General features: G+C 68.9%; 10 protein-coding genes. 9 read left to right on the top strand and 1 reads right to left on the bottom strand.

Going from position 1 to position 12837, the window contains the following annotated elements; genetic code table 11:
- Positions 1-49: 49 nt before the first annotated feature.
- Positions 50-964 carry a hypothetical protein gene (locus tag F7R91_RS15930; RefSeq protein ID WP_150949222.1) on the bottom strand — a complete coding sequence of 305 codons (915 nt, stop codon included), beginning with the start codon at positions 962-964 and terminating at the stop codon, positions 50-52.
- A 136-nt stretch (positions 965-1100) separates the two neighbouring features.
- On the opposite strand from F7R91_RS15930, the gene F7R91_RS15925 reads away from it, so the two are divergent.
- From F7R91_RS15925 to rodA, 9 genes are all read left to right on the top strand, one after another.
- The gene (locus F7R91_RS15925) at positions 1101-3725 is read left to right on the top strand and encodes a valine--tRNA ligase (RefSeq protein ID WP_150949220.1); all 2625 of its coding nucleotides are present in this window, start codon (positions 1101-1103) and stop codon (positions 3723-3725) included.
- Between the two features lie 104 nt (positions 3726-3829).
- Positions 3830-5287, top strand: a complete 1458-nt coding sequence (gene folC / locus F7R91_RS15920; protein WP_225320672.1) for a bifunctional tetrahydrofolate synthase/dihydrofolate synthase — start codon at positions 3830-3832, stop codon at positions 5285-5287.
- A gap of 5 nt (positions 5288-5292) precedes the next feature.
- Positions 5293-5649, top strand: coding sequence for a DUF4233 domain-containing protein (locus F7R91_RS15915; RefSeq protein WP_150949214.1), 357 nt, complete (start codon positions 5293-5295; stop codon positions 5647-5649).
- 67 nt (positions 5650-5716) lie between these two features.
- On the top strand, positions 5717-6130 hold the full coding sequence (gene ndk, locus F7R91_RS15910; RefSeq protein ID WP_150949211.1) for a nucleoside-diphosphate kinase: 414 nt from the start codon (positions 5717-5719) through the stop codon (positions 6128-6130).
- A 303-nt stretch (positions 6131-6433) separates the two neighbouring features.
- Complete coding sequence (locus F7R91_RS15905) at positions 6434-7453, top strand: rod shape-determining protein (protein WP_004001297.1); 1020 nt, start codon at positions 6434-6436, stop codon at positions 7451-7453.
- Positions 7454-7610: 157 nt separating this feature from the next.
- Complete coding sequence (gene mreC, locus F7R91_RS15900; RefSeq protein WP_150949208.1) at positions 7611-8558, top strand: rod shape-determining protein MreC; 948 nt, start codon at positions 7611-7613, stop codon at positions 8556-8558.
- A gap of 12 nt (positions 8559-8570) precedes the next feature.
- A complete protein-coding gene (gene mreD, locus F7R91_RS15895) occupies positions 8571-9242 on the top strand; it encodes a rod shape-determining protein MreD (RefSeq protein ID WP_150949205.1) in 672 nt (223 codons plus the stop codon).
- A gap of 137 nt (positions 9243-9379) precedes the next feature.
- Entirely contained in the window at positions 9380-11632 is a 2253-nt protein-coding gene (gene mrdA / locus F7R91_RS15890) for a penicillin-binding protein 2 (RefSeq protein ID WP_150949202.1), read from the top strand.
- The gene (rodA, locus tag F7R91_RS15885; protein WP_150949199.1) at positions 11629-12828 is read left to right on the top strand and encodes a rod shape-determining protein RodA; all 1200 of its coding nucleotides are present in this window, start codon (positions 11629-11631) and stop codon (positions 12826-12828) included. Before mrdA ends, rodA begins: the two co-directional genes overlap by 4 nt.
- Positions 12829-12837 lie beyond the last annotated feature (9 nt).

Below are 12837 nucleotides of genomic sequence, written 5' to 3'. Positions count from 1 at the left end.
GGGCCCCGGTCAACCGACCGGGGCCCTGCGCTGTTGGGCGACAGCGGCGTCAGGCCTTGACGCGCACGTCCTTGCGGACCTTCGCGGTCAGGTCGGCCGCATCCTCCATCGAGGTGCTCTTGCCCGCGGCCAGGGCGGCCATGTCGTACGAGAGCACGTACGTGAGCGTGCTGTGGTCACCCCAGATGCAGAACGGCATCGTGATGGTCTGACCGGACTCCTTGGACTCGATCTCCTGGCACTTCATGATGCCGTTCTCGAAGCCGGAAGGCGTGAACTCCTTGGGGCTGCCCAGGAGTTTACTGCCGGAGTCGGCGTCCTTCTCGGCCTCCTTCTTCATCTGGGCGAACATCGCGTCGACGACCTTCTCCGGGTCGTCGATGGTGCCGTACACGCCCGCGAACATCAGCTGCTTCGACGTGAGGCCCGACCCCGCGGAGTACGCCGCGCTGACGTCCTTGGGGTTCTGGACACCCCACGACTCCGCGTCCTTGATGTCGTTCTCGGTCAGGGTGTCGGTCTCGGTCTTGTCGCCCTTCTTGTACTGCCCGTCGACGATCGTGGCCGGAGCCGTGAGCTTGTGCGCCCCGTCGTCCGCTATGTCCGACCCGCCGCTTCCGCCCCCGCCGATCACGAAGTACGCGCCGACCGCGATCGCTGCCACGACCGCCACCGCGCCGATGATCAGGCCGGCCTTCTTGCCGCCGCCGCCCGGAGCCGGGGGCTGCGGGACGCCGTACGGAGGCTGCTGCCCGTAGGGCTGGGTCTGCTGCGGCGGAACGCCCTGCGGGGGCTGCTGCGGATAGCCGTAGCCGGGCTGCGGCTGGCCGGGAGGGGCCTGCTGGGGGTAGCCGTAGCCGGGCTGGGGTGCCTGCGGCGGCTGCTGGCCGTAGGGGCCCGGCTGGCCGTACGGTCCGGGCTGCTGGGGCTGCCCGCCGTACGGGCCCGGCTGGTTGTAGCTCATTTCTGGGTTCCCCTCCAGATGCTTATGTGTTCCTGACATCCTGGCGCAGGGGTGGGGCGCGCAGTGCAGCGGGGGGCGCACCGTTACAAAGGAATCGCGTTTCGGGACACGCCTGCGACACCCCTAAACTGAGCGCGTGACCGAGAACGCTCAGCAGCAGCCATCAGCGCCCGACACCGAACTGCCGACCCAGTACGCGCCGGCCGATGTAGAGGGGCCGCTGTACGAGCGCTGGGTGGAGCGGGGTTACTTCGAGGCGGACGAGAAGAGCGACAGGCCGCCGTACACCATCGTCATCCCGCCGCCGAACGTCACCGGCAGCCTGCACCTCGGGCACGCCTTCGAGCACACCCTCATCGACGCCCTCACCCGCCGCAAGCGCATGCAGGGCTTCGAGACGCTGTGGCAGCCGGGCATGGACCACGCCGGCATTGCCACGCAGAACGTCGTCGAGCGCGAGCTCGGCAAGGAGGGCAAGTCCCGGCACGACCTCGGCCGTGAGGCCTTCGTCGAGCGCGTCTGGCAGTGGAAGGCCGAGTCCGGAGGACAGATCGGCGGTCAGATGCGCCGCCTCGGAGACGGTGTCGCGTGGTCGCGCGAGCGCTTCACGATGGACGAGGGACTGTCCCAGGCCGTCCAGACCATCTTCAAGCGGCTCTACGACGACGAGCTGATCTACCGCGCCGAGCGCATCATCAACTGGTGTCCGCGCTGTCTGACCGCCATCTCGGACATCGAGGTGGAGTACCAGGAGGACGACGGCGAGCTCGTCTCCATGAAGTACGGCGACGGGGACGACACCATCGTCGTCGCCACCACCCGTGCCGAGACGATGCTCGGTGACACCGCCGTCGCCGTCCACCCGGACGACGAGCGCTACCGGCACCTGGTCGGCAAGCTCATCAAGCTGCCGCTGACCGGGCGTTCCATCCCGGTCGTCGCCGACGAGCACGTCGACCCCGAGTTCGGCACGGGTGCCGTCAAGGTCACCCCGGCCCACGACCCGAACGACTTCGAGATCGGCCAGCGCCACAACCTGCCGTCCCTGACCGTCATGGACGAGCACGCCGTCATCACCGCCCACGGCCCCTTCCAGGGCCTGGACCGCCTGGAAGCCCGCTCGGCGATCGTTGCCGCGCTGCGCGCCGAGGGCCGGATCGTCGCCGAGAAGCGGCCCTACGTCCACAGCGTCGGCCACTGCTCGCGCTGCAAGACCACCATCGAGCCGCGTCTGTCCATGCAGTGGTGGGTCAAGGTCGGCCCGCTCGCGAAGGCGGCCGGTGACGCCGTCCGCGACGGCCGCGTCAAGATCCACCCGCGGGACATGGAGAAGCGGTACTTCGACTGGGTCGACAACCTTCACGACTGGTGCATCTCGCGGCAGTTGTGGTGGGGACACCGCATTCCGGTCTGGTACGGCCCCGAGGGCGAGGTCGTCTGCGTCGGCCCCGACGAGGAGCCGCCGGGCGGCGAGGGCTGGCGCCAGGACACCGACGTCCTGGACACCTGGTTCTCCTCCGGTCTGTGGCCGTTCTCCACGCTGGGCTGGCCCGAGCAGACCGAGTCGCTCACGAAGTTCTACCCGAACTCCGTCCTGGTCACCGGCTACGACATCCTCTTCTTCTGGGTCGCCCGGATGATGATGTTCGGCCTGTACGCGATGGACGGCACCTCGCCGTTCCACACCATCGCCCTGCACGGCATGGTCCGCGACCAGTTCGGCAAGAAGATGTCGAAGTCCTTCGGCAACGCGGTCAACCCGCTGGACTGGATGGACAAGTACGGGTCGGACGCGCTCCGGTTCACGCTGGCGCGTGGCGCGAACCCGGGTGTCGACGTCCCGATCGGCGAGGACTGGGTCCAGGGCTCCCGCAACTTCGCCAACAAGATCTGGAACGCGACCCGCTTCGCGCTGATGAACGGCGCGACGGTCGAGGGACCCCTGCCGGAGCCGTCCGCCATGTCGGCCACGGACCGCTGGATCCTGTCCCGCCTCAACTCCGTCGTCTCCGAAGTCGACGCGTTCTACGAGGACTTCCAGTTCGCGAAGCTCTCGGACGCGCTGTTCCACTTCGCGTGGGACGAGGTCTTCGACTGGTACGTCGAGCTGTCCAAGACGACGTTCCAGGCGGGCGGCGAGGCGGCCGAGGTCTCCCAGCGCGTCCTGGGCGAGGTCCTCGACGTCACCCTCAAGCTGCTGCACCCGGTCGTCCCGTTCGTCACCGAGACCCTCTGGACCACCCTCACGGGCGGCGAGTCGGTCGTCATCGCCGAGTGGCCGAAGGACAGCGGCTTCCGGGACAAGGCGGCCGAGCAGGAGATCGAGACCCTCCAGTCCGTCATCACCGAGGTCCGCCGCTTCCGCGCCGACCAGGGCCTGCAGCCGGGGCAGCGCGTCCCGGCGCGCCTGACCCTGGACGGTACGGCGCTGGCGCCCCACGAGGCGGCGATCCGCCAGCTGCTGCGCCTCCAGCCCGAGGGCGAGGGTTTCTCGGCGACGGCGACCCTGCCGGTCGCGGGGGCCACGGTGGCGCTGGATCTGTCCGGCACGATCGATGTGGCGGCGGAGCGGAAGCGGCTGGCGAAGGATCTCGCCGCCGCGGAGAAGGAGAAGGCCCAGGCGAACGCCAAGCTCGGCAACGAGGCGTTCCTGTCGAAGGCGCCGGACCACGTCGTGGACAAGATCCGGACGAGGCTGGCGAAGGCGGACGAGGACATCGCCCGCATCAAGGCCCAGCTGGAGCGGTTGCCGCAGGCGTAGGCGAGCGCGGCCCGCGGGCAGTCGTGCCGCCCCAGGCGGCACACACGCCCGCGGGCCGCGTACGTAGACTGGGCCCCGTGAGTGAGCCCGACTCCTTCGACGAGATGATCGCCGCCGAGACCGACCGTGACCCCGATCTCGCGGTCATCGAGGCCGGCAGCCGTACCCTGCGCACCCAGGGCGGCCCGTCCGCCGCCGCCGTACCCGCCCGCCCAAAGGACCCCGAGGTCGACAAGGCCCTGCGCGAGGTCGAGGCCGAGCTGGCGACACGGTGGGGCGAGACCAAGCTGGAGCCGTCGGTCAGCCGTATCTCCGCGCTGATGGACGTGCTGGGGGAGCCGCAGCGGTCGTACCCCTCCCTCCACATCACCGGGACCAACGGCAAGACCTCCACCGCCCGCATGATCGAGGCCCTGCTCGGCGCCTTCGAGCTGCGCACCGGTCGGTACACCTCCCCGCACGTCCAGTCGATCACCGAGCGGATCAGTCTCGACGGTGCGCCGATCTCCGCCGAGCGGTTCGTCGAGACGTACCAGGACATCAAGCCGTACATCGAGATGGTCGACTCCCAGCAGGAGTACCGGCTCTCCTTCTTCGAGGTGCTGACGGGGATGGCGTACGCCGCCTTCGCCGACGCACCCGTCGATGTCGCCGTCGTGGAAGTGGGCATGGGCGGCTCCTGGGACGCCACCAACGTGATCGACGGGGATGTCGCCGTCGTCACCCCCATCGACCTCGACCACACCGACCGCCTCGGTGAGACGCCCGCCGAGATCGCCGCCGAGAAGGCCGGCATCGTCAAGCAGGACGCGACCGTCATCCTGGCCCAGCAGCCAGTGGACGCGGCCCAGGTGCTGCTGAAGAAGGCCGTCGAGGTCGACGCCACCGTGGCGCGCGAGGGGCTGGAGTTCGGGGTCGTCTCCCGTCAGGTCGCCGTCGGCGGGCAGCTGCTCACCCTGCGCGGGCTCGGCGGTGAGTACACCGAGGTGTATCTGCCGCTGCACGGCGCCTATCAGGCCCACAACGCCGCCGTGGCGCTGGCCGCGGTCGAGGCGTTCTTCGGGGTCGGCTCCGAGCGGCCCGAGCCGCTCGACGCCGAGACGGTCCGCAAGGCCTTCGCGTCGGTGGCGTCGCCGGGCCGGCTGGAGGTCGTACGGCGGTCGCCGACCGTCGTACTGGACGCGGCGCACAATCCGGCAGGGGCCCGCGCCACGGCCGAGGCCGTCGGCGAGGCCTTCGACTTCAGCCGGCTGATCGGTGTGGTCGGGGCGAGCGGGGACAAGAACGTGCGGGGGCTCCTCGAAGCCTTCGAGCCGATCTTCGCCGAGGTCGTCGTCACACAGAACTCCACCCATCGTGCGATGGACGCCGACGAGCTCGCGGCGATCGCGGTCGAGGTGTTCGGCGAGGAGCGGGTGCAGGTCGAGCCGCGGCTGCCCGACGCGCTGGAGGCCGCGATCACGCTCGCCGAGGAGGAGGGCGAGTTCGCGGGCGGCGGTGTGCTCGTGACCGGCTCCGTCATCACCGTCGGTGAGGCCCGAGTGCTCCTGGGGAGGGGCTGACTTCCGTGCGTACGCTCTGTGCTTCGACCCTGATCGGTGAGTTCTTCATCATCGGTTTCGCCGGGCTGGTCGCGATGAAGGACCCCGATCTGTCCATGGCGGCGGTGTGGACGGTCAGCGGCATCGCCATGTTCCTGAGCCTGGTGCTGTGCGGCATGGTGACCCGTCCCGGCGGCGTCGCTCTCGGCTGGGCCTTCCAGATCGCGCTGATCGCGTCCGGTTTCGTCATCCCGACGATGTTCTTCCTCGGCGCGGTGTTCGCGGGCCTGTGGTGGGCGTCGGTCCACTTCGGACGGAAGATCGACGAGGCGAAGGCGCGATTCGCGGCCCAGGCCGATGCCTCCACGCCTGACGCTGCGTAACAGGTGTCCGGACGCCCCCTGTAATCTCGTGACCCCCCGCACCACCCTGCACCTGAAGGAGCCCGTCGTGACCCAGCGCACCCTCGTCCTGCTCAAGCCCGACGCAGTCGCTCGTGGTTTGACCGGCGAGATCATCAGCCGCATCGAGCGCAAGGCGGGCTGGCGGATCACCGCGCTGGAGCTGCGCACCCTGGACCAGGACACGCTGGAGCAGCACTACGGCGAGCACAAGGGCAAGCCCTTCTACGAGCCGTTGGTGGAGTTCATGTCCTCCGGTCCGGTCGTGGCCATGATCGTCGAGGGTGAGCGGGTCGTCGAGGGTCTGCGTGCGCTGGCCGGCCCGACCGACCCGATCGCGGCTGCCCCCGGTTCCATCCGCGGTGATTTCGGTGTGATTGTGCGGGAGAACCTGATCCACGCCTCCGACTCCGAGGAGTCCGCCGAGCGCGAGGTGAAGATCTTCTTCCCGGGTCGCGCCTGAGCCGTCGGATGCGTTGTTCACTGAGCCACCGTCAAGTCGCTCACGCGGTCTGACCTGGGGCGGCCGAATAATTCCGGCCGTCCCCCGGCATACGCGTGGCCGATCGGGGGAACGAGTGCCCCCGATGGACCGTCTCCACAAGCGAGGCGGCACATCATCTGCTGACAATGGCGAAGACCCTCGCGCAGTGTTCGTGCAAGCGCGTCTACGATGGAAGCCTTCACGTCACAGCACCCACCTCGCCTACCTGAAAAGCCCTCAGAAGCTCATGGGAAGGCCAGTCGAATCCTGATGGGGAACTCAATGTCGTTCATCGGCCGTGACATGGCTGTCGACCTCGGGACCGCCAACACGCTGGTGTACGTCAGGGGTCGCGGGATCGTACTCAACGAGCCGTCCGTGGTCGCGATCAACACCAACACCGGTGGCATCCTCGCGGTCGGTGCCGAAGCGAAGAAGATGATCGGGCGCACGCCCGGCAACATCGTTGCCGTGCGTCCGCTGAAGGACGGCGTCATCGCCGACTTCGAGATCACCGAGCGGATGCTCCGCTATTTCATTCTGAAGATCCACAAGCGGCGGTATCTGGCTCGTCCGCGGGTCGTCGTCTGTGTGCCCTCCGGCATCACCGGCGTCGAGCGCCGTGCCGTCATCGAGGCGTCGTCCCAGGCCGGCGCCCGCCAGGTGCACATCATCGAGGAACCCATGGCGGCGGCCATCGGATCCGGCCTGCCGGTCCACGAGGCCACGGGCAACATGGTGGTGGACATCGGCGGCGGCACCACGGAGGTCGCGGTCATCTCCCTCGGCGGCATCGTCACCGCCCAGTCGATCCGGGTCGCGGGCGACGAGCTTGACAACGCGATCATCCAGCACATCAAGAAGGAGTACTCCCTTCTGCTGGGTGAGCGGACGGCCGAGCAGATCAAGATCACCATCGGTTCGGCCTACGACCTCGACTCCGACGAGCACACCGAGATCCGCGGCCGGGACCTGGTCTCCGGGCTGCCCAAGACGGTCGTCATTTCCGCAGCCGAGGTGCGCAAGGCGATCGAGGAGCCCGTCAACGCCATCGTCGACGCCGTCAAGACGACCCTCGACAAGTGCCCGCCGGAGCTGTCCGGCGACATCATGGACCGCGGAATCGTTCTGACCGGCGGCGGAGCCCTGCTGCGCGGCCTCGACGAGCGGCTGCGCCGGGAGACCGGCATGCCGATCCATATCGCCGAGGACCCGCTGGACAGCGTGGCGCTCGGCTCCGGCAAGTGCGTCGAGGAGTTCGAGGCGCTCCAGCAGGTCCTGGACGCCCAGCCGCGCAGATGACGTAACTCTTCGATTCCGCCGTACGGGATGATCTCCTCTCGTACGGCGGATCGTTGATATAGAGGCATAAGCTCGCCCATAAGCCTCTGCACACCCCGGACACCCGCACATTTCTGACACCTGCACATTCCAATGAGGAAGGGCACGGCCGCCGCACGTGAGGGACACACGAGAGAGCCGGCTGCTCCTGGTGCTGCTGATCGCCATCGCGTTCGCACTGATCACGGTGGACATCCGCGGCGGGGAGGACTCCCCGGTCGACGGTGCCCGGCAGGCCGCGGCCGCGGTCTTCGGCCCGATCGAGAACGGCGTGTCGGCGGCGGTCGACCCGGTCGGCAACGCGGTCTCCGCCATCCGTGACTCCGGTGAACGACACGACCGGCTCGCCGCGCTGGAGAAGGAGAACGCGGCCCTCAAGGCCAAGCTCGGCAGCGACGACCGCAGCCGCAGCCGGCTCAAGCAGCTCGACAAGATGCTGAAGATCGCGGGAGAGGGCCAGTACGGCATCAAGGGCGCCGAGGTCATCGCCATAGGAGCCGCCCAGGGCTTCTCCTGGACGATCACCATCGACGCCGGCGCCAACGACGGCATCAAGCGGGACATGACCGTGCTCAACGGTGACGGGCTCGTCGGCCGCGTCACCACCGTCGGCCCGAACACCGCGACCGTGCTGCTCGCCAGCGACCCCGACTTCACCGTCGGCACCCGGATGGAGTCCACCGACGAACTCGGCTTCGCCTCCGGTCAGGGCGACCGCCCGCTGCGCGTCGAACTCCTCAACGGCAAGGCCGAGGTGAAGAAGGGCGACCGTCTCGTCACCTTCGGCTCCCAGGCCGACAAGCCCTTCGTGCCCGGCGTGCCCGTCGGCGTGGTCTCCCGCGTCGACCCCTCCGGCGGCGGTCTGACCCGCATCCTCTATGTGACGCCGTACGTCGGTTTCACCAAGCTCGACATCGTCGGTGTCGTCGTCGAGGCCCCGAAGAAGGACCCCCGCGACACGGTGCTGCCCGCCAAGCCCAGGCCGACACCCACGCCCACCGTCACGGTCACCGTGACCCCGTCCGCCGAGGCGCCGCTCGACGACCAGATCCAGCAAGAGCAGTAGGAGCTGTAGCCCATGCGCGTCAACCGGATCCTGCTCTCCTCCGCCCTGATCGTCGTCGCCCTGGTGCTCCAGGTGAGCGTCCTCGCCCGCCTCCATCTGCCCGGTGCCGTCCCCGACCTGCTGCTGCTCACCGTCCTCGGCCTCGCCATGGTGTACGGCCATGTCGGCGGCGCCCTCGTCGGTTTCGGCGCCGGTCTGCTCGCCGATCTCGCGCCGCCCGCCGACCACGCGGCCGGCCGCTACGCCCTCGTGCTCTGTGTGATCGGCTATCTCGCCGGGCTCATCAAGCCGGAGACCGGCCGGCTCAAGTCGGCCACGGGCCCGATGCTCGTGGTGGTCGCCGCCGCCCTCGGCTCCACCCTGCTGTACGCCGGCGTCGGCGCCCTCGTCGGCGACACCGCCGCCCGCCAGGTGGGCCTCGGCAGCCTGCTGTTCTCGGCCGCCGTGTACGACCTGCTGCTCGCTCCGTTCGTCGTCCCCGGGATCATGGCGCTGGCCCGGCGTGCCGAGAACGACCCGCTCGCCGAGAGCGGCTCCGCGGCCAAGACGACCGACATCTCCTCCGGCTGGCTCTCCTCCGGCACCGGGCTGCGGATCGGCAGCCAGCGTGGCGGGCTGCGGGTGAAGGCGGCCCGGGCGCGGGTGGCCCGCGCCGGGCGTATCAAGGGGGTCAAGCGGCTGTGAACAGGTGGGCGTTGGCGGTCCGGGCTCACAGGTCCGTCGTATATGACTCGTGCACGCACGCGTACCAGCACTCCGTGCACACCCACTGCCTGCACACGCACTGCTCGCACACGTTCTGAGAGGGGGAGGCGGCCGCAGTGACCAACATTCCGGAGACCGGTCGGACCCCACGGGTCCAGATCCGGCTCGTCGTCATCCAGATCCTCGTCCTCTCCCTGCTCGGCACCCTCGGCGGGCGCCTGTGGTACCTGCAGATCCGTGAGGGCGCCGAGTACGCCAAGGAGGCGTCGGGCAACCACGTCCAGCAGGTCGTCCAGCCCGCCGTCCGCGGCTCGATCCTGGACGCGCGGGGTGTGCCGATCGCCGACAACGAGACCCGGCTCGTGGTCTCCGCCTCCCGCACCGACCTGATGAAGATGGCCGACGACGGCAGGGCCGTCCTCACCAAGCTCGCCGGTGTCCTCGGGATGGAGCCGAAGGAGGTCCGGCAGAAGGTGCGGCTGTGCGACGCCAAGACGCCGCAGCCGTGCTGGAACGGCTCGCCGTACCAGCCGATCCCCATCACCGACGAGGCCACGCCCAAGCAGGCCCTGCAGATCCGTGAGCGTGCCGAGGACTTCCCCGGCATCACCGCCGAGCCGGAGGCCGTGCGCCGCTACCCGGGCCCCGGCAAGGCCAACACCGCCCAGGTGCTCGGCTATCTCTCGCCCGTCACCGACGAGGAGATCCAGCAGGCCAAGGACACCGACTCGCCGTATCTGCGCTCCGACCAGGTCGGCCGCTCGGGCTTGGAGCGCGCGTACGACAAGGAACTGCGCGGCAAGGCGGGCGTCACCCGCTACGAGGTCGACAACCTCGGCCGGGTGATCGGCAAGGCCGAGGCGGACGCCGCCCAGCCCGGCTCCAACCTCGTCACCAGCATCGACTCCCGCGTCCAGCGGGTCGCCGAGTACGAGCTGAACGAGGCCATGAAGCAGGCCCGCAAGGAGTGGGACCGCAACACCCAGGAGAACTACAAGGCGGACTCGGGCGCGGTCGTGGTGATGGAGGCCAAGACCGGCCGGATCGTCGCCATGGCGTCCAACCCGACGTACGACCCGAACGCCTGGGTCGGCGGCATCTCCCTCAAGGACTACCGCAACCTCACCGGCAAAGGCTCCAACTATCCCCTGCTGAACAGGGCCATCCAGGGGCAGTCGGCGCCCGGCTCCACCTTCAAGGTGATCTCGACGGCCGCCGCCATCGAGGCCGGGTACCCCTTCGACGGGCGCTACCCGTGCACGAGTTCGTACTCGGTGGGCGGTCAGGTCTTCAAGAACTTCGAGTCGGAGAACTTCGGCCCGATCTCGCTCGGCCGCGCCCTGGAGGTCTCCTGCGACACCGTCTTCTACGGCCTCGCGCACCGCGAGTGGCAGAGGGACGGCGGCATCAAGCCGAAGAAGAAGGCGAACGACTACTTCTTCAAGGCCGCCCACCAGTTCGGGCTCGGCAAGGAGACCGGCATCGACCTGCCCAACGAGGTCACCGGACGGGTCCCCGACCGCCAGTGGAAGCAGGACTACTGGAAGGCCAACAAGGACGCCTGGTGCAAGCAGGGCAAGAAGGACGGCTCGTACGTCGAGAAGATCGCGTACGAGAACTGCCTCGAAGGCAACCAGATGCGCGCCGGTGACGAGATCAACTACTCCATCGGCCAGGGCGACACCCTGGTCACCCCGATCCAGATGGCCACGATCTACGCGGCAATCGCCAACGGCGGCACCCTGCACGACCCGACGGTCGGCAAGGCGATCGTCAGCGCCGACGGCAGGACCGTGCAGGAGATCAAGCCCAAGGCGCACGGCAGGCTGCCGATAAGCGGGACCACGCTCGCCGAGATGGACGAGGCCCTCGCCGGCGTCGCCACCCGCGGTACGGCCGCCTGGCGGTTCGCCCAGGTCGGCTGGCCGCAGGACAAGATCCCGATGCACGCCAAGACGGGTACCGCCGAGGTATACGGCAAGCAGACGACGTCGTGGTTCACCACGTACACCAAGGACTACGCGGTCGTGATGACGATCTCCCAGGGTGGAACGGGTTCCGGCGCCTCCGGTCCCGCCGTCCGCAACATCTACGACGCGCTGTACGGCGTCTCCGACGACGGTGCGATCGACAAGAAGAACGCCCTGCTGCCCTCGCCGCAGAAGGGCCTGCCGAAGGTCCGCACGGACGGCACCATCAAGTCCCCGAAGGTCGCCAAGGACCCGGCCGAGGACCAGCGGGCGAGCCAGGAGGGCGCGCCCGAGCCGGACGCGACGCAGGCGGCGGCGACCGTGCCGACGCCCACCACGGGCAACCGCGACACACGGCGGCGATCGCGCCGGCGGGGAAGCCGGAGGATGCTCACATGACCGGCGCCAACTCCTTCTCCGTCTCCGGGTACGGGCCCGAACGCGCGGGCTGGACACGCGTGTTCGCCCGGGACTCGCTCGCGCGCCGGCTGGACTGGCCGATGCTGCTGGCGGCGATCGCGCTGTCCATGATCGGCTCGCTGCTCGTCTTCTCGGCGACCCGCAACCGGACCGAGATCAACCAGGGCGACCCGTACTACTTCCTGATCCGGCACGTCATGAACACCGGCATCGGGTTCGCCCTGATGATCGGCACGATCTGGCTCGGCCACCGCACCCTGCGCACGGCCGTGCCCATCCTGTACGGCGCCTCGGTCTTCCTGATCCTGCTGGTGCTCACCCCGCTCGGCTCGACGGTCAACGGAGCGCACTCCTGGATCGTGCTCGGCGGCGGTTTCTCGCTCCAGCCCTCCGAGTTCGTGAAGATCACGATCATCCTGGGCATGGCGATGCTGCTGGCGGCCAGGGTCGACGCGGGCGACAAGCCCTACCCCGACCACCGCACGGTCCTCCAGGCCCTGGGGCTTGCCGCCGTGCCGATGCTGATCGTGCTGCTCATGCCCGACCTCGGGTCGGTCATGGTGATGGTGATCATCGTGCTGGGTGTGCTGCTCGCCTCCGGCGCCTCCAACCGCTGGGTCTTCGGGCTCCTCGCCGCGGGCGCGATCGGTGCGGTGGCCGTCTGGCAGCTGCACATCCTGGACGACTACCAGATCGCCCGCTTCGCCGCCTTCGCCAACCCCAGCCTCGACCCCGCGGGCGTCGGCTACAACACCAACCAGGCCCGTATCGCGATCGGTTCGGGCGGGCTGACGGGCGCGGGACTCTTCGAGGGATCGCAGACGACGGGCCAGTTCGTGCCCGAGCAGCAGACGGACTTCGTCTTCACGGTCGCGGGGGAGGAGCTGGGCTTCGTCGGCGGAGGCCTGATCATCTTCCTGCTCGGCGTGGTCCTGTGGCGAGCCTGCCGTATCGCCCGTGAGACGACCGAGCTGTACGGCACGATCGTCGCCGCCGGAATCGTGGCGTGGCTCGCCTTCCAGTCCTTCGAGAACATCGGCATGACGCTCGGCATCATGCCGGTCACCGGTCTGCCGCTGCCGTTCGTGTCCTACGGCGGTACGTCGATGTTCGCGGTGTGGGTGGCGGTGGGGCTGCTGCAGTCGATCCGGGTGCAGCGGCCTATGTCCGCGTAGGCATGCGGT

Source organism: Streptomyces luteolifulvus, assembly GCF_008806595.1.
Taxonomy (GTDB): Bacteria; Actinomycetota; Actinomycetes; order Streptomycetales; family Streptomycetaceae; genus Streptomyces; species Streptomyces luteolifulvus.
This window is presented reverse-complemented; position numbering and strand designations above follow the sequence as displayed.

Excerpts from the sequence above, each read along its gene's own strand:
- F7R91_RS15905 (WP_004001297.1), top strand. The coding sequence starts at position 6,434 with ATGTCGTTCATCGGCCGTGACATGGCTGTCGACCTCGGGACCGCCAAC.
- rodA (WP_150949199.1), top strand. The coding sequence starts at position 11,629 with ATGACCGGCGCCAACTCCTTCTCCGTCTCCGGGTACGGGCCCGAACGC.
- folC (WP_225320672.1), top strand. The coding sequence starts at position 3,830 with ATGATCGCCGCCGAGACCGACCGTGACCCCGATCTCGCGGTCATCGAG.
- F7R91_RS15930 (WP_150949222.1), bottom strand. The coding sequence starts at position 964 with ATGAGCTACAACCAGCCGGGCCCGTACGGCGGGCAGCCCCAGCAGCCC.
- mreD (WP_150949205.1), top strand. The coding sequence starts at position 8,571 with ATGCGCGTCAACCGGATCCTGCTCTCCTCCGCCCTGATCGTCGTCGCC.